The sequence below is a fragment of the Phenylobacterium sp. genome (assembly GCF_004299445.1).
Classification (GTDB): domain Bacteria; phylum Pseudomonadota; class Alphaproteobacteria; order Caulobacterales; family Caulobacteraceae; genus Phenylobacterium.
In genome coordinates, this window is sequence record NZ_SCTC01000053.1 from 25,685 (window position 1) to 42,328 (window position 16,644).

The 16,644-nt window shown below is 68.8% G+C and carries 18 protein-coding genes; 7 read left to right on the plus strand and 11 right to left on the minus strand.

Annotation, left to right across the window (positions count from 1 at the left end; all coding sequences use genetic code 11):
• Positions 1-37: 37 nt before the first annotated feature.
• Positions 38-1,264, plus strand: coding sequence for a M20/M25/M40 family metallo-hydrolase (locus tag EPN98_RS14575; protein WP_293363577.1), 1,227 nt, complete (start codon positions 38-40; stop codon positions 1,262-1,264).
• Here EPN98_RS14575 and EPN98_RS14580 read toward each other — a convergent pair.
• From EPN98_RS14580 to EPN98_RS14600, 5 genes are all read right to left on the minus strand, one after another.
• On the minus strand, positions 1,261-1,959 hold the full coding sequence (locus EPN98_RS14580; RefSeq protein WP_293363579.1) for an isoprenylcysteine carboxylmethyltransferase family protein: 699 nt from the start codon (positions 1,957-1,959) through the stop codon (positions 1,261-1,263). The two genes, EPN98_RS14575 and EPN98_RS14580, sit on opposite strands and share 4 nt — an antisense overlap.
• A gap of 30 nt (positions 1,960-1,989) precedes the next feature.
• Positions 1,990-3,621, minus strand: a complete 1,632-nt coding sequence (locus EPN98_RS14585) for an AMP-binding protein (protein ID WP_293363581.1) — start codon at positions 3,619-3,621, stop codon at positions 1,990-1,992.
• 100 nt (positions 3,622-3,721) lie between these two features.
• Positions 3,722-4,183 carry an Lrp/AsnC family transcriptional regulator gene (locus tag EPN98_RS14590; RefSeq protein WP_293363582.1) on the minus strand — a complete coding sequence of 154 codons (462 nt, stop codon included), beginning with the start codon at positions 4,181-4,183 and terminating at the stop codon, positions 3,722-3,724.
• Positions 4,184-4,240: 57 nt separating this feature from the next.
• Positions 4,241-5,077 (minus strand): enoyl-CoA hydratase, encoded by an 837-nt coding sequence (locus EPN98_RS14595; RefSeq protein WP_293363584.1) that lies wholly within the window; start codon positions 5,075-5,077, stop codon positions 4,241-4,243.
• A 51-nt stretch (positions 5,078-5,128) separates the two neighbouring features.
• Positions 5,129-6,718 (minus strand): DHA2 family efflux MFS transporter permease subunit, encoded by a 1,590-nt coding sequence (locus EPN98_RS14600; RefSeq protein ID WP_293363585.1) that lies wholly within the window; start codon positions 6,716-6,718, stop codon positions 5,129-5,131.
• A 62-nt stretch (positions 6,719-6,780) separates the two neighbouring features.
• On the opposite strand from EPN98_RS14600, the gene EPN98_RS14605 reads away from it, so the two are divergent.
• The 6 genes from EPN98_RS14605 (at position 6,781) to EPN98_RS14630 (ending at position 10,982) form a co-directional block, all read left to right on the plus strand.
• A complete protein-coding gene (locus tag EPN98_RS14605; RefSeq protein ID WP_293363587.1) occupies positions 6,781-7,356 on the plus strand; it encodes a TetR/AcrR family transcriptional regulator in 576 nt (191 codons plus the stop codon).
• A complete protein-coding gene (locus EPN98_RS14610; protein WP_293363588.1) occupies positions 7,353-7,808 on the plus strand; it encodes a PaaI family thioesterase in 456 nt (151 codons plus the stop codon). The genes EPN98_RS14605 and EPN98_RS14610 overlap by 4 nt, the downstream gene beginning before the upstream one ends.
• Positions 7,805-8,920, plus strand: coding sequence for an HlyD family secretion protein (locus tag EPN98_RS14615; protein ID WP_293363589.1), 1,116 nt, complete (start codon positions 7,805-7,807; stop codon positions 8,918-8,920). The genes EPN98_RS14610 and EPN98_RS14615 overlap by 4 nt, the downstream gene beginning before the upstream one ends.
• A 78-nt stretch (positions 8,921-8,998) precedes the next feature.
• Positions 8,999-9,637: a dienelactone hydrolase family protein gene (locus EPN98_RS14620; protein ID WP_293363591.1), complete on the plus strand. Its 639-nt coding sequence runs from the start codon at positions 8,999-9,001 to the stop codon at positions 9,635-9,637.
• Between the two features lie 121 nt (positions 9,638-9,758).
• Positions 9,759-10,019 (plus strand): SWIB/MDM2 domain-containing protein, encoded by a 261-nt coding sequence (locus EPN98_RS14625; protein ID WP_293363592.1) that lies wholly within the window; start codon positions 9,759-9,761, stop codon positions 10,017-10,019.
• A gap of 225 nt (positions 10,020-10,244) precedes the next feature.
• On the plus strand, positions 10,245-10,982 hold the full coding sequence (locus tag EPN98_RS14630) for a phosphocholine cytidylyltransferase family protein (RefSeq protein WP_293363593.1): 738 nt from the start codon (positions 10,245-10,247) through the stop codon (positions 10,980-10,982).
• On the opposite strand, the gene EPN98_RS14635 is transcribed toward EPN98_RS14630, so the two are convergent.
• From EPN98_RS14635 to EPN98_RS14660, 6 genes are all read right to left on the minus strand, one after another.
• Complete coding sequence (locus EPN98_RS14635; protein ID WP_293363594.1) at positions 10,979-11,743, minus strand: nucleotidyltransferase family protein; 765 nt, start codon at positions 11,741-11,743, stop codon at positions 10,979-10,981. The two genes, EPN98_RS14630 and EPN98_RS14635, sit on opposite strands and share 4 nt — an antisense overlap.
• On the minus strand, positions 11,740-12,879 hold the full coding sequence (locus tag EPN98_RS14640) for a dATP pyrophosphohydrolase (RefSeq protein WP_293363596.1): 1,140 nt from the start codon (positions 12,877-12,879) through the stop codon (positions 11,740-11,742). Before EPN98_RS14640 ends, EPN98_RS14635 begins: the two co-directional genes overlap by 4 nt.
• Entirely contained in the window at positions 12,876-13,934 is a 1,059-nt protein-coding gene (locus EPN98_RS14645; protein ID WP_293363597.1) for an LptF/LptG family permease, read from the minus strand. The genes EPN98_RS14640 and EPN98_RS14645 overlap by 4 nt, the downstream gene beginning before the upstream one ends.
• The gene (locus EPN98_RS14650; RefSeq protein WP_293363598.1) at positions 13,931-15,118 is read right to left on the minus strand and encodes an LptF/LptG family permease; all 1,188 of its coding nucleotides are present in this window, start codon (positions 15,116-15,118) and stop codon (positions 13,931-13,933) included. The genes EPN98_RS14645 and EPN98_RS14650 overlap by 4 nt, the downstream gene beginning before the upstream one ends.
• A gap of 37 nt (positions 15,119-15,155) precedes the next feature.
• Positions 15,156-15,590 (minus strand): HIT family protein, encoded by a 435-nt coding sequence (locus tag EPN98_RS14655; protein ID WP_293363600.1) that lies wholly within the window; start codon positions 15,588-15,590, stop codon positions 15,156-15,158.
• 355 nt (positions 15,591-15,945) lie between these two features.
• Positions 15,946-16,557 carry a hypothetical protein gene (locus EPN98_RS14660; RefSeq protein WP_293363601.1) on the minus strand — a complete coding sequence of 204 codons (612 nt, stop codon included), beginning with the start codon at positions 16,555-16,557 and terminating at the stop codon, positions 15,946-15,948.
• Positions 16,558-16,644: the final 87 nt, after the last annotated feature.

Sequence of the window (16,644 nt, forward strand, 5' to 3'; positions counted from 1 at the left end):
CGCCGTCGCGGCCCCAAGTGACCCCGCTGAGGCCAGGATGGTCGCTGCCGTCGAGGCCGATCACGCACGCAACGTCAAGCTGCTGGAGGCGCTGGTCCTGGTGAACTCCGGCACCATGAACCTGGCCGGTGTCGAACAGGTCGGCCGCATGCTGACCCCCGAGTTCGAGCAACTGGGCTTCACCGTCCGATGGATTCCCATGGCCAAGGTGGGCCGCGCCGGCCACCTGATCGCCACGCACAAGGGCAACGGCAAGGGCAAGCGCCTGCTGCTGATCGGCCATCTCGACACCGTGTTCGAGCCTGACAGCCCGTTTCAGGGCTGGAAGCGTAAGGGCGACATCGTCGAAGGCCCAGGCGTCGGCGACATGAAGGGCGGCGACGTCGTGATCGTCGCGGCGCTTCGGGCCATGCATGCTGCGGGCACGCTCAAGAACGCCGACATCACGGTGGTGCTGACCGGCGATGAGGAGAAGCCGGGCGAGCCGCTGGCCGAAGCTCGCGCCGACCTGATCGCCGCGGCCAAGGTCAGCGACGTGGCGCTCGACTTCGAGGGTCTGTCGCAGAGTGGCGGCCAGGACATCGGGTCGATCGCGCGTCGCTCCTCCACGTCGTGGACGATCACCGCGACGGCGAAATCCGGGCACTCGTCCGGGGTCTGCAAACCGTCGGCAGGCTGCGGCGCGATCTACGAGCTGGCGCGCATCGTCGATGCGTTCCGTCTCGAACTTCCCGAACCGAACCTGACCTACAACGTCGGCCTGATCGTAGGCGGGACGTCGGCCGAACTTAATGCTGGCGATACCGGTGGCGGCGCGACCGGCAAGCCCAACGTTATCGCCGCACAGGCGATCGCCCGAGGTGACATCCGAACCCTGTCGCCCGAACAGGAAGAGCGCGTGCGCGCGAAGATGAAAGCCATCGTGGGCCGCCATCTGGACAAGGCGCAGGCCGAGCTTGTGTTCTCGGACGACGGTTACCCGCCGATGGCGCCGACCGAAGGCAACAGGGCGCTGCTGGCCAGACTCAATGAGGTCAACACGACGCTGGGTCTGCCGCAGATGCCGGCGGGAGATCCGGCCAACCGCGGCGCGGGCGACATCTCGTTCGTCGCCTTCATCGACGGGCTGGTCGGCATGGGAATGGCCGGGGAGGGCAGCCACGCCCCAGGCGAGACCGCCGACCTCAGGAGCCTGGATCGCCAGGCCAAGCGCGCGGCGCTGCTGATGACTCGCCTGTCGAAGGAACCGCGCCCGAAGCGCTAGAAGACGTACGGGATCAACCGGCCCCGCACGCGCCGCGCATAGTCGGCGTAGTCCGGCAGGGTCTTGCGTAGGTAGGCCTCCGCCATCCGGATACGCCACAGCGTGGCGGCGAGCTGTGTCACGGTCGCCAGCGCCGCACTGCTGCCCAGCCAGAGCGCGCCGCCCGCGAACAGCATCAGGTTCCCGGCGTAGAGCGGATGGCGGATCAGGGCGTAGACGCCGCTGTCGATCACCTGCTGGCCGGCCTGCTCATCGATGGTCGGCGCCGCGAACTGGTTCTGCCAGACGGCGGCGTGCGTCACGAAGAGCCCGCCGATCGCCGTGGCCAGTCCGAGGCCCGACACCCAGCTGGCCACGGGCGGCAGCAGGTGGAGCACGAACACGTCGAGCGGGATGAAGACCAGCCACATCGCGAGCAGGACGAGGTAGCTCATGAGTGCGATGGCATCGATCAGCGGCTGACGCTTGGCCTTGTCGGCGACGAAGCCGCCCTGACGCACCTCGAAACTCGCCGGACGATAGACCGCCATCGCGATCCGCGCTCCGATCACGAAGACGCACAGCAAACCCATGAAGGCGAGGCCCTGGGGCCACAGCCAAGTCCCGCCGGGGGCAAGAGCGGCCGGGAGCAAAAGCAGCACGGCCGTGGGGATCAGGAAAGCCAGCGCCGAACGCAGAGCCCTGATCGCGCGCATGGCCGCATCTCCACAACCTTTGGGAGAAGTCTACGCGGGAACACCCAGCGCTGCCAGAGCGCGCTCCTTGATAGCCTTGTAGTCGACCTTGCCGTTGGGGGCGCGGCCGATGCTGTCCACCAGCACCAGCTCGCGGGGCGCCTTGTAGCCGGCCAGCTGCGACTGGACGAAGGCCGAGAGCTCGGCCAGCGTCGGCTGGGCGTCGGCTTCGGGCTCGACGACGGCGCAGATGCGCTCGCCGAAGCGGGGATCGGCCACGCCCACGACCACGGCGTCGCGGACCGAGTCGTGGCGCTTGAGCGCTTCCTCGACCTCTTCGGGGAAGACCTTCTCGCCGCCGGTGTTGATGCAGACCGAGCCGCGGCCCAGCAGCTTCAGCGTGCCGTCGGTGTTCACCTCGGCCCAGTCGCCGGGCACGCTCCAGCGGATGCCTTCCATGACCTTGAAGGTCTTCGCCGACTTCTCCTCGTCCTTGTAGTAGCCCATGGGCAGGAAGCCGCTGACGGCCACCAGGCCGCGCTCGCCCGAGCCGGGTTCGACGCGCTTGCCATCCTCGGTGAAGACCGCGGTGTTCGGGCCCAGCATGAAGGCCGCCGTCTGGGCCTCCGCGCCTGCCGCCGAGGCCGAGGCGCCGAGGCCCACGGCTTCCGACGAGCCGAAGCTGTCGGCGATCATGGCCTGCGGTATGTGACGCAGGAGGCCCTTCTTGTTCTCGTAGCTCCACATCGAGCCCGATGAACTCATCGAGCGGACGCTGGAAAGGTCCCAGCTGCCGGGGTTGGCGTCCAACGCCTCCAGCATCGGCGTCGAGAAGGCCAGGCCCACGATGACGATGTTGGTGATCTTCAGCCGCTGGACCTCGTTCCAGAGCTCGATCGCATTGAACTTCCGGGACGGCAGGACGCAGACCGTGCCGCCGCCGTTCAGCGAGATGAAGGACGAGAACTGCCCGGTGCCGTGCATCAGCGGCGCGCAGGTCATCATGGTGGCGCGCAGGTGCTCGGGCCCGTGGATCCTTTCGATCAGCTCGGGGATCGAGGTGGCAGGCGGGATGCCCATCGCCGCGTTGCCGCCCGCGCCCAGCACCTGGAACAGGTCGTCCTGGCGCCACATCACGCCCTTCGGCATGCCGGTGGTGCCGCCGGTATACAGCAGCAGCAGATCGTCGCCCGACCGGCCCCACGGCGCGCGCACCGGCCGCTGAGCCGGAACCTTCGCGACGATGGCGTCGTAGTCGTCAGCCCATGCGGGCACGGCATGCCCGGGCTCGGCGACGGCGACCCACGCCTTCACCTTGGGCAGCTGGGGCCGGATCTTCTCGAGCAGCTCGGTGAAGCCGGCGTGGAAGACCACAGCCTCGGCGTCGGCGTTGTCGAAGAGGTAGCGCACCTCCTCGGGACCATAGCGATAGTTGGTGTTCACCGGCGCGAACCCGCCCTTGAAGGCGGCGAAGTAGCTCTCGAGGTACTCAGGCCCATTGTACAGATAACCTGCGACCTTGGCCTGGTGGCCCATGCCCTTGGCGATGAAGTGCGCGGCGAGAGCATCGGCGCGGGCGTCGAACTCGGCCCAGCTGATCACCCGGTCAGCCTGGATCAGCGCGGGCCGCTCCGGCTGACTCGCCGCGATAGCCTCCCATACGTCCGCCACGGTCCAAGCCATCGTCACGCCTCCCACTCTAGTCTTGTCGTTTGGACGAAAGTGGAGGCCTGCCGCGGGGGTAAGTCAAACGACGGCTGGTTTCAGGCTCGCAATGCGCGGATCAGACGGGCAGGGCGGTGGTGTACTTGATCTGCTCCATAGCGAACGCCGAGGAGACATCCGACAGCGGCACGGCGGCGATCAGGCGCTTGTAGAAGGCGTCGTACGCGGCGATGTCCTTGACCAGCACTTTCAGCAGATAGTCCGTGTCGCCCGACAGGCGGTAGAACTCGACCACCTCGGGCATCGATGCGGCCGCCTTGGCGAAAGCGTCCAGCCACTCGGGGTCGTGACGGCTGGTGCGCACCGAGACGAACACCACCAGGCCCAGGTCCAGCTTCTCCCGCGCGAGCAGGGCGACGCGGCGGGTAATCACCCCGGCGTCTGTAAGCCGCTTCACCCGTTTCCAGCAGGGGGTCTGCGACAGTCCCACGTGCAGGGCCAGATCGGCGATCGGAACCGTCGCGTCGCGCTGCAGTTCGCGCAGGATGCGACGATCGATGGGATCCAGAACGATTTCCATGGGTCAGCCCCTCCTTGGAGAACGGAATTCTACAGGGAGCTGCGCCAGTGGCCAGACCTATGTCTTCCGGCGCACCTGGAGGCCGCTGGGGTCCACCGGCACGCCGTGCACCACGACGTTGTGCGTGTGGGCCAGCTGGTGCAGGGCGAACGCGGTCGTCATGGCGCCCACCCGGCCCTGTGCGTCCTCGGCGGCGTTCACCGCCTCCTTGGCCAGCTTCAGGGCGAAGAGGGGCTTGGCGGCGATCCGGATCGCTAGCGCCAGCGTGAACGCGGCCAGGTCTCCGGCCGGCACGACATGGTTCACCATCCCCAACGCCTTCGCCTCCTGGGCGGTCAGCCAGTCGGCGGTGAACAGGAGTTCCTTCGCCTTGCGCGGCCCCAGTTCCCAGGGATGGGCGAAATACTCCACGCCGCCAACGCCCATGCCGACCGTGTTGTCGCAGAAGGCGGCGTCGTCGCTGGCCACGATCAGGTCGCAGGGCCAGGCCAGCATCAGTCCGCCCGAAATGCACTTGCCCTGCACCTGGGCGATGGTGGGCTTGGGAATGTTGCGCCACCGCTCGGAGAGGCCGAGATAGATCTCCTTCTCCCGCGCCATCCGCCCTTCGGCGCCCGCACAGCCGAAGCCGCACCAGGTTCCGACCAGGTCGAAGGGCGACATCTGCTCGGCGATCGAGCCGCCCTCGCGCAGGTCGTGGCCGGACGAGAAATGCGGCCCGGCGGCGGCCAGGATGATCACCTTCACCGTGTCGTCCTGCGCGGCGCGGTCGAAGGCGTTGTTCAAGGCGTAGAGCAGGCTGGTGTCCTGGGCATTGCGGCTTTCGGGCCGGTTCAGGACGATGCGGACGATGTGGTCAGCGGGCGTCTCGTACAGGATCGGTGTATCGGACATCGTGGCGGCCCTCCCTTTGCCCGGACGCTAGCCCCCTGCCGCCAGGGAGGGCTAGTGGCCGGCAGGCGTCGACGGTCCTCCGACGGGGGCGGGCTTGGCGAACGGCACGATCAGCAGCGCGCCCGCGAACAGCATGGCCATCAGCAGGTAGGTGTCGGAGAAGGCCAGGGTCAGCGCCTCGCGGCCCAGAACCCGGCCCATCAACCCGTCGGCGATCTGTCCCGCCCGCGCGGCGTCGGGCGTCCACTGCAAGGCCATCTGCGTCAGCCCCCGGACCATCTCGCCCGCGCGCTGGGGCTGCTCGCCCATGGCGGCCGACAGGCTGTTCACGTGGGCGCGGGTAAAGTCGATCAGCCAGGTGTTCACGACGGCGATGCCGATCGCGCCGCCGAGGTTGCGCATCAGGTTGAAGAGGCCTGAGGCGTACGGAAGCTGGTCGGGTGGCACGCCGTTCAGCGCCATGCTCACCGCCGGCACGATGCAGAGCAGCATGGCCAGCCCGCGCATCACCTGCGGCCAGAACAGATCCCAGAAGCCCCACTCCGGGGTGACGTTCGAGAACATCCAGAGCGAGAGGGCGAACATCGAGAACCCGACTGCGATGACATAACGCCCGTCCACCTTGGTCGAGAGCCGGGCCGCGATCGGTGCGGTGATGGTCATGGCGACGCCGGTGACGAACACCGTGGTCCCGATCTGCAGGCTGGAGAACTCGCGCACCCGGCCCAGGTAGACGGGCGTCAGGTAGGTGGCCGCATACAGCCCAAAGCCGATCACAAGGTTCAGCACGCAGGCCATCGCGAAGGTGGGCCGCAGGAACGGCGTCAGCTTCACGACCGGCATCGTCGAGAAGAACGTGCGCTCGAAGAAGACGACCGCGCCCACGAACGAGATCCAGGCGGCGGCCAGCACCGCGTCGTCGTTGAACCACTCGTGCCGCGGGCCTTCCTCCAGCACGTATTGCAGTCCGCCCAGGAAGACCGCCAGCGAAGCCACGTGCAGCCAGTCGATCCGGCGCAGCATCCGGGGATTGGCGCTGTCCACCTTGCCCAGGAGCGGGAAGAGCAGGGTGACCGCCACGCCGGGCACGATGTTCATGAAGAACAGCCACCGCCAGTCGACATACTCGGTGATCAGCCCGCCCACGCTGGGCCCGAGGGTGGGCGCCAGCGTCGAGACCATGCCCAGGATGGCCGGGACCGCCGCGCGCTTGGGCCCGTCGAACAGCACGAAGCCCGTGGCGAACACCAGCGGCACCATGGCGCCGCCCGTGAACCCCTGGATCGCTCGGAACGCGATCATCGAGTTGATGTCCCAGGCGAGGCCGCAGAGCAGGCTCGAGAGGGTGAAGAGGCCGGCCGAGGCCGTGAACAGCCATCGCGTCGAGATCGCCTGGCTGAGGAACGCCGCCAGCGGGATCATGACGATCTCGGCCATCAGGTACGAGGTCTGAACCCAGGCGATCTCGTCGGGGCCGGCGTTCAGGCCCGCCTGGATCGAGTTCAGCGACGCCGCGACGATCTGGATGTCGAGCAGCGCCATGAACTGCCCGAACGCCATGATCGCGAAGATCAAGAGCTTGCGGCCCTCGGGCAGGCTGGCGGCGGAAGGCGGGCCTGCGGCGGTCGATGCGGCGGTCATGGTCTTGCGTTCCGGCGGCGGGCGCTTAATATGATAAGCATCATATAACGATGTGAAACGCCATGCGCTACAGCGAGACGCACAAGGAAGAGACCCGGCGGAAGGTGCTGAAGGCCGCCGCCACAGCGGTTCGGGCCAAGGGTCCCGACAGTGTCGGCGTGGCCGAGATCATGGCGCATGCGGGCCTGACCCACGGCGGCTTCTACGCCCACTTTCCAAACAAGGAGGCGTTGGTCGCCGCCGCCATCACTGAGGCCTTCGACCAGAGCGGCCGCCGCTTCGCCAGGCTGACCGAGGGGATGAGCGGGCCCGAGGCGCTCTCCGCCTTCGTCGACATCTATGTGACGCGCGAGCATCGCGACCATCCCGAGCGGGGATGCCCGATAGCAGCCCTATCCAGCGAACTGCCTCGCCAGAGCGCGGCGGTGAGGTCGGCGTACGAACGTGGCGTTCTGAACCTGATCGGTCGCGTCGCACGCTGGCTGCCGGACGAACGAAAGGCCGACGCCGCCTCGCTTGTGGCCGAAATGGCCGGGTCGGTCGTCGTGTCGCGCGCCATCTCGGATCCCGAGGCGGCCGAGCGCCTGCTGGCCGATGCGCGGCGCAATCTGAGACTCCGCATGGGGATCCCGCAATGAACGCCGTCACGCCACCCGCCGAGCTGTCGGGCCTGGAACAGTTGCGCGCCGCCTTCGATCCCGAACGGCCCGAGCGTGCGCCGGGCATTGGCAAGACGCTGGGCTTCACGGCTATCGAGATCGAGGAAGGGCGCGTCGTGTTCGGCGGCCACCCCGACGAGAGCGTCTACAACCCCATTGGGACCGTCCATGGGGGCTATGCGGCGACCCTGTTGGACTCCGCGGTCGGCTGCGCGGTGCACTCTGCGTTAAAGGCGGGACAGGGCTACACGACGCTGGAGCTGAAGGTCGCCTACCACCGTCCGATGACCAAGAACACGGGCCCGGTCCGCGCCGAAGGCCGTGTCGTGCAACTGGGCCGCCGTGCGGCCTTCGCCGAGGGCCGTCTGGTGGACGAGCGGGGTCGGCTCTACGCCACCGCGACGTCGACCCTGCTGGTGTTCGAGCGATGAAGATGGAGACGATCGAGACCGGGGCGCCGGTCAAGCCCAGGCGGAGGCTCCCGCCGCGGGGCGTTCTGGTGCTGGCGGCCGCACTGGTCGTGGGCGGGGGCGGCTATTCCTACATCCACGCGGCCAAGGGTTCGGCCGTGACCGACAACGCCTATGTCCGCACAGATGTGACAGTGGTGGCGCCGCGCGTTCGGGGCCACGTCGTCGAAGTGTTGGTGGCCGACAACCAGCCGGTGAAGGCGGGTCAGGTGCTGGTGCGGCTGGACCCCGCAGAGTACGCCGCCCGCGTCGCCGCCGCCGAGGGTGATGTCGCCCTGGCCGAGGCGGCGGCCGCCGCCGCGGAAGCCGTATTGACCAGGCTCAGCGCCGACGAGGCCGTCGCCGTGGCCCAGGTGCGCGAGGCCGAGACCGGCATCCGCGCCGCCGACGCCGAGGTGGCTCGCGCCCGCGCCGACTGGGGTCGCTACGAAGCTTTGCTCAAGACGGGCTACGCCCCCCGGCGCGACGCCGACCGCGTCGAGACCCAGGCGGTAGCCGCCGCCGCTGCCGCCGAGCGGACCCGCGCGGAGCTGGCCGTCAACCGCAGCCGGCTGGGGGCTACGTCGGGCCGCCGGGCTGAACTGGTCGCGGCGGTCGCCCAGGCCCACGCCCAGCGCGCCAAGGCCGTCGCTGCCCTCGATCTGGCCCGCCAGGACGCCGACCACGCCTTGATCCGCGCGCCCGTCAACGGGGTGGTGGGGGATCGCCAGGCCAACGTGGGCGACTATGTCCAGCCGGGCTCGCGGCTGCTGGTCGTCAACCCGCTGGATCGGCTCTACGTCACTGCGAACTTCAAGGAGACGCAGACCGCCCGCATGCTGGGCGGCCAGCCGGCCAAGGTGAAGGTCGACGCCCTGCCGGGCGTGATCCTCAAGGCCCACATCGACAGTTTCGCGCCGGGCACGGGTTCGCAATTCGCGCTGCTGCCGTTCGAGCCTGGCGTCGGGAACTTCACCAAGATCGTTCAACGCGTTCCGGTTCGCCTTCGCTTCGATCCCGGGCAGCCGGAGGTGGCCAAGCTCCGCCCTGGCCTGTCGGCGAAAGTGACGGTCGATCTCCAAGGCGGCGGCTAGCGGGGGCCCCAGCAAATCTGAACTCGCTGCGAGACTTTAGAGTTATTCCTATAAAAATAGTAGGAATAACGTGGGCGTATGGTTGAAGCCCGCATTGAGATCGAGCTGGAAGACGGCGTCCTCGACGCCTTCGTCGCCTGCCCCGTCACCCCCGGCCGCAAGGCGCCGATCCTTCTGCTGCCAGACCGCCATGGACTCTCGGCAGAGGTGGAAACCACGGCCCGGCGCCTATCCGCCCACAGTTATTTTGTGCTCGCCCCCGATTTGTCGGGGCAGCCCGCGGAGGATCGGAGGGACGCAGCAGCGGCGTGCCTCGACCATCTGGCGGACGAGCGACGGGTGGATGACACCCGGGTCGGCGTGCTGGGGTTCGGGCCGGGCGCAAACCTCGCCATGAGCCTGGCGGCTGCCCGGGCTGAGCGGGTCGCCGCCGTCGGCGCGTATGGCGGACGCGGCCTCGGGCCGCGGAGTGCCCGGGAGATTGCCAGTCGAATCAACGGTATAGTGAGAATTGGCTATGCCGTAGGCCATGTCCCACCGCGGTTGGGCGTCCTGGAGGGCGCGCTGTGCGAAGCGGGCGTCGACTTCGACATAGAAGTTTACGACCAGGAGCCGGACTGGCCCGAACTCCTGGACTTCTTCGCTCGGACGCTGGCCGCGCCGACTGCCGGTGCGTCACTTGCTGCGCAGGGGAGCCGCGCCGCGTGGAACCCGTAGGCGCCTGAGATGACTTATCTTCAGTAGCGCAAGGCGTGCGCCGCGTTAGGATGCGTCAAGCGACTCAGTCCTGGCGACCCCCGCCGGGAAGTCGCGCCAACATCACTAGCTGGGGGAGCCCATGGCCACTGGTAAGAACACGAACGCCCTGCAGAAGCCGCTGACGCCCTCAGCCGAATTGGCCGCTGTCGTTGGCGCAGGCCAGCTTTCGCGCGGCGAAACCGTGTCGAAGATCTGGGAATACATCAAGAAGAACAACCTGCAGAATCCCGCCAACAAGCGCGAGATCCTGGCCGACGCCAAGCTGAAGCCTGTCTTCGACGGCAAGGACAAGGTCAGCATGTTCGAAATGAACAAGCATCTGGCGAAGCATCTGAAGTAGGACGCAAGCCTTGGCGCCTCGGGCGCCAGGCGCAGGTTCTTCGTTGAGAACGGAAGACCCCGCGGGCCGCTCGCCTCGCGGGGTCTTTTCGTCAGGGCTCTCGCAATTCGTCACCGTTCGTGACCGGCGTGCGTCTTCACTTTCGGGTCGGAGCCAGACATAAGGGCCGACCCGCGCGACCGGGCCAGAACGCCTTCACCCAGAACGCCTTCCACGGACGCCTTCGTGACCTCTCCCACCCGAGCCATCATCCTCGCCGCCGGCCAGGGCAAGCGCCTGCTGCCGCTGACCGAGGCCCGGCCGAAATGCCTGATCGAGCTGTCGGGCCGCTCGCTGCTGGCCTGGCAGCTGCTGCGTTTGCAGGCTGCGGGGGTCGAGGAGACGGTGATCGTCACCGGCTTCCGGGCTGACGCCGTCGAGGCCGAGGTCGCCGCCCTGGGTCTGGCGATGCCCGTGCGGCTCGAGTTCAACCCGTTCTACACCGTGTCGGACAACACCGCGTCCTGCTGGATCGTGCGGCGGGAGTTCGATCGCCAGGTGCTGGTGCTGAATGGCGACACCCTGTTCGGCCCCGGCGTGGCCGAGAGGCTGCTCGCGGCGCCGCCGGCCGAGATAACGGTCACGATCGATCGCAAGCCCGCCTACGACGCCGACGACATGAAGGTGCTGACCGAGCACGGCCGCCTCGTCGCCATCGGCAAGACCATCGAGGCCTACGACGCCGAGAGCATCGGCTTCCTGCGCTTCTCGGTCGAAGGCGCGGCCAAGTTCCGCGACGGCGTCGAGAAGGTGCTTCAGACCCCGGAGGGACTGCGCCGCTGGTACCTGTCGGTCATCGATGAGCTGGCCCGCTCGGGCGTCGACGTGAAGGTCGCATCGGTCGAGGGGCTCGAGTGGGGCGAGATGGACTTCCCGCAGGACGTCGACAACCTGACCCGGCTCTCCTCGGGCTGGACCCTCTAGAGATCGGTCTGGGTCCGACCGACGATCTCGCGCACCAGGTCGAGGTCGGCGGGCTTGTCCACATCGACCGAGGCCAGGCCGTAGGGCGTCACCACGATGGCGGCGCGGACGCCGGCCACTTCGCCCAGGCGCTGGGCCGCAGCGCGCAGGGCCAGCTGGCGGGTGATAAAGCGCAGCAGCATGCGCGGGCCCAGGATCCAGGCCATCCGCCAGGGCCGCTTGCGCTCGGCCTCGACGCGCTTCCACAGGTCGAGGATGCCCAGCGCCCGGTCGTTGGCCAGCCAGAACAGGTTGCAGCCCGACCAGTGGCCATCGGCCAGCTTCAGCCAGGTGCGCTTGGTGCTGGGCGCGGCGGCCTCGACCGTGTTGCGCTTGGCCACCAGGACGGCCACGTCGGCGTCTCCGGGTGTCTCGGAGATGAAACGCTGGATCCAGGCCGGTTCAAGCAGGGCGTGGTCGGCGGTGGTGACGAGCAGGGGCGTGCCCAGCTGCTGCGCCGCGCGTTCGACGCTGAGGCTGGGGCCAGCGGCCTCCTCCAGGGCGACAGCGCCCAGGCGGGCGATCTCGGCGCGGACCTCGGGATGGCTGGAGATCACCGCCACCTCGCTCGCGCCGGCGGCGCGGACGGCGGTCACCACGCGGGCCAGCAGGGTCTCGCCGTCGAGTCGGATCAGGGCCTTGTGGGCGACGCCGGCATACGTCGCGACGGGATCGACGCCGCCTCGCGATCCCGCGAGGACCAGCGCCTTGAACCCTGTCACAGCGCCTTCTCATAGACGCGATAGGTCTTGTAGACCTTGGCCCCGCCAGCGTCGCAGATCCGGCGCATGGCCATGTTGTCCTCGAGGATCCACGACAGCTCGTAGCGCTCGTAGCCCTGCTTTCGGGCGGCCTGGGCCACCGCGTCGATCAGTTGGAAGGGCAGGAGCTGGCCGCGCATCGTTCCGGCGAACTTTCGCTTCACGCCCATGAGCGGCACGCGCCCTGTCTTGGGCCCTTTCACCTTGAGGCGCCAGAGCAGCTTGGCCCAGCCGAACGGGAGGAGCTTGCCGCCGAGGTCTGCGATCGCCTCGTTGATGTTGGGCAGCAGGATCATGAAGCCCGCCGCCTCGCCGTCGATCTCGGCGAAATAGGCCAGCCTCGGGTCGAGCAGCAGCTTCATGTTGTTGGCCAGCGCCTGGGTCTCGGCGGCGGTGGTGGGCGTAAAGCCCCAGTTGTTGGACCAGGCGTCGTTGAGGATGCCGGTGAGGGTGCGGACCTCCTCGTCCAGGCGCTTCATCTCCAGGGTTCGCAGGACCACGCCGTCGGGCGCGGGTTTGCGCACCCGGCGCAGGATCGGGCCGGGCAGGTCGTCGGCGACGCTGCAGGTGTAGGCGTAGATGTCCTTGGCCTTGGCGTAGCCCTGGCCCTCGATGCGCGCGGGGATGTGGCGCGCGTCGTGGCCCATCATGAACATGGGCGGGGTGTCGTACCCCTCGACCAGGAGACCCACTTCCTCGTTGGTCGACAGGTTGACCGGGCCCTGGACGACCTTGCATCCGCGATCCTTCAGCCACGCTTCCGCGGCGGCGAAGAGGGCGGCGAAGACCTCCGGGTCGTCCTCGGCGGCGATCATGCCGAAGTGTCCGACGCCGTCCTTGGCCGTCGGGTTCAGGTGGTCGATCTGGGCGCTGATGCGGCCCACGTCGCGGCCATCCTTCACCGCCAGCCAGAACTGGACGTCGGCGTGTTCGAAGAACGGGTTGCCCTTGGCGGTCAGCGCCTCGCCGCGCTCGAACATCAGGGGCGCGATGTAGTTGGGTTCGCGCGCGCCGATGCGCATGGCGACACGGATGAAGCGGTCGAGGCCGGCCTTGTCGCCGACCGGCACGATGGAGACGCCCCCCGGCATCGTCATCCTTCCAGATAGAGCAATACGGTGACCGCCAACGCAGCGAACATGGCGGGCGCGGCCCAGGCGGCCAGGATCGGCGGCGCGGCGCCGTTCTCTCCCAGGGCGGTGAAGGCGCCGTCAAACACGAGGAACAACAGGCCCGCCGCAAGGCACTGGACGATCAGCGTGGCCCCTCCGCCTCGGAAATTGGCCATCGCTGCGGGCGCGGTGAGCAGCAGCATGACGATGCAGGCCACGGGGGCGGCCCACGCCCGCTGCAGCTGGGTGTCGTAGAAGGTGCGGGGCCTGACCGACAGGCCGCCGGCCAGCGCCCGGCTGGCCTCGGCCGGGGTGACCGAGGTCTCGCCCATGGCCAGGGTGCGGATGTCGGTGGGCGTCAGCTTGCCGGTCCAGTCCTGCGATCGCGCCGCGCCCTCGGCGACGCTGTTGGGGCCCAGGCTCTCGAAACGCGGCTCGATCAGCCGCCAGCGCTCGTTCTCGAACACGGCCGCCTGGGCGGTGGTGCGCTGGGTCAGGCGGCCGGCCTCATCGCGACGATAGATCGTCACCTTCTCCAGGCTGCGGCCGTCGGGGTCGCGGGGCACGGCCACCACGATCTCGTCGCCGACGCGGAAGGTGACCGGATCGACGATCTTGGCGGGGTCCTTGGGGGTCGACGCCTGCCACCATTCGCCCAGGCGGGCGTCGGTGCGCGGCGCAATGACGATCACGATGGCGAGCTGGGCCAGGGCGATGAGCACCGCGGCGGGGAGCGCCATCAGGGTCAGCCGATAGGCCGAGATGCCGGTCGAGCGCATGGCGGTGACCGCGCTTTCGCCGGCCAGCTTGCCGAAGGCGAAGAGACCGCCGGCCAGCACCGCCAGCGGCGCGGCCTGCTCGATCAGCCGCGGCAGGCGCAGCAGGGCGTAGTAGCCGACGCCGGCCGCGCCGAGGTCGCGGTCCAGGATGTCGGTGGTGACGTCCAGCAGGTCGAGGATCTGCAGGATGCCGATCAGCACCAGGAGCGCGGTCAGGATCCGCGTCGCCATCAGCTTCAGCAGGTAGGTCGAAAGCGTCATGCCGGCGCCCCGGCCGCGGCCTTGCGCGGACGCATGCGGGCGATGGCGGCCGAGATATGCTCCATGGCCAGTCCGATCGGCGTCTCGCCCGGCCGCTTGCGGCTGGTGAAGAAGACCAGGAAGCAGATCGCGGCGAAGACCAGGAAGGGCGTTCCCACGGCCAGGCTCGCGGGCACGCGCCCGGTCTCCGCCAGGCCCTGGCCCAGCTGAACCATATGGTGGAAGGCCAGCAACAGAAGGCCGCCGACGATCGCGCCGGGGGCCCGGCCGCTGCGCTTGGCCGCCATGCCCAGCGGCACCGCCAGCAGGGGCAAGAGCAGCAGGCCGAACGCCCGGGCCAGACGGCCGTAGAGTTCGCCCTTCAGCGTCTCCTTGGGCAGGGTCGAGCGGTTGGAGTTGGCCTGGTTCCACAGCTCGAACAGGGTCAGCTCGCGCTCGTCGCCGCCGCGAGCCCGCAGCAGCTTGGCGGGGCCGGTCATCGGCAGCTGCATCGTGAAGGAGTCGAAGCGCAACACCTGGGGATGTCCCTCGGCGTTGAAGCGCAGTTGCTGGCCGTTCCGCAGCTCGAGCCGCACGTTGGCGTTGTCGGCGGTGCGGCGGATCTCGGCCATGCTGGCGGTGGTGACCTCCTCGCGGCCCTTCTCGTCGATCCGCCGGATGAAGATCCGCTCCAGCCGCTGGCCGGCGGGGTCGGCCGCGTCGGTGGTGACGGTGAGGTCCTTGGAGGGGATCAGGATCGTCTCGGCGGGCACCAACCCGTTCCAGCCGGCGTTCTGCGCGGTGTGCAGGACGGCGCGATAGGCATAGCGGCTGTAGGGCTGCAGGAAGCCGAAGACGAGCAGGCTGACGGCCGTCAACGCCGCCGCCAGGCACAGGTAGGGCGCGGCCAGCCGGGTCAGCGAGACGCCGGCGGCCAGCAGGGCGTCCACCTCGGACGACTGGTTCATCCGGTTCACGACCACGACCAGCGCCAGGAAGAAGGCGGCGGGCAGGGTGAGGCCGACGTAGTGGGGCACCAGGTTGACGGCCAGCTGGGCCACGAAACCGAACCGGTCCGACGAGGCGGCCAGCATGTCGAGCAAACGCAGGGTGCGCTCCAGCAGGAGCGCGATCAGGGTCACCCCGGTCGCGCCCACCATGGGCCAGAAGGCCAGGCGGAGCAGGTAGCGGTCGATGAGACTCAAGCGGTCCCCCCAAGGACGCCCGGGATGGACGGGGCGATCATGCCCGCCAGCGGGCGGCGAATTCGGCGGCCATCGCCTTGGCCTCCTCCTCGCTCAGTGCGACGTGCGACGCAAGCTGCGGCTGGCCCGGCCAGCCCGCATCCGCGAAGGTGTGGCCGCCATGCCGCCGTTCGCCCTCGTAGCGGGGCAGGACGTGGAAGTGGACGTCGGGGTCGACCATCATCAGCATCAGGTAGTTGATGCGCTCGTAGGCGACCTTGTGGCGAAGCAGGGCCTCGATGCCGTCGACGGCCGTCTTGAGGTCGGCGAAGGCCCCGGCCGAGAGGTCGGAGAAGGCCTTGGCGTCCTCCTTGCAGACCAGCACCAGCGATCCGTAGGTGGGCTGCTGCGGGCGCACCAGCACCAGCCAGTGGGGCGTTTCCGCCACCAGGGTGTCAGGGAAGCCGAACTTGCGGGCCGTCGGGTTGGTCACGACTTGTCCATGGGAATCCGCGGCCGCGCCGCCGCGCCATCATAGGGAGACGGTCCCCGGGGTGGAAGCGCGAAGGGGAGCCTCGCGGTCAGGTCTCTCGCGCCGCGGGCGCTGCCGGTTGAACCACGGATTGCACGGATTGCACGGATGGGCGGCCGTGCCGGGTGGGGACGCCAGGGCTCGGTCTGGCAATCCGTGAAATCGGTGGTTTGAGAGCGCTTCGCGCGGAACCACGAAATACACGAAATACACGAACGGGCATGGGGCGGCCCGCGGGCGGCGGGAGCCGGCTCGCTTTCGTGTATTTCGTGTATTTCGTGGTTTGAATTCAGGGCGCTGCGCGCGGGCTCGGCGGTCAGCCGGAGTTGGGCCAGGGGGGCGGGGCGCGGGGGCCGGGTCTTGGCGGCGCGGCGGAGCCCAGGAGGGTGTGGCGGGTCGCGGGTTGCGGCGGACGGGCCAGGACGGCGACGCCGGTTGGTCTTGAGGGGCCGGGTTCGGGTGACGGCGGATCGGCTTTCGCCTGCGCCAGGAGGTCCCGGAGGGTCGGCAGGAGCCGGGCGGCCTCCGGGGGAAGGCGGTCTTCGAGACGGGCCGCATCCCGGGCGACCACGCCCAGGGTGCTCAGGAACTTCGGCAGGCTGACGGGTTCATAGTCCCGGTCGCGTTCCCGCTCCAGTTCCGGGCGCTCGCCGCGTTCGACAGGCTCATGTTCCGCCCGCTCCCGCTCGGAGGCCTCGGCGCGGGCGGGCTCCGCCTTCGGCGGAGCGCGCAGGGTCCTGCAGAGGCGGATGCCCATTCGCATGGCGAACGAACACTTGGTGAACCCCTCGACCAGGTCGAGGCAGCGCCGGGTGTCGGGTTCGGCCTTCGCCGCCGCGGCGAGCGTCGTCGCCAACCCGTAGGCGCAGTCGACCAGCCCCTCCAGCATCTGGAGCTCACGCGCGTCGCGGGCGGCCTCGGTCGACATGAGAACAAAGATAGAACATACGCGCCTATTGTCAAGCGCCTGGCTGCCGGACTTTCGTTGTCAGCCCGGAGGCCTTCGACGCTTAGC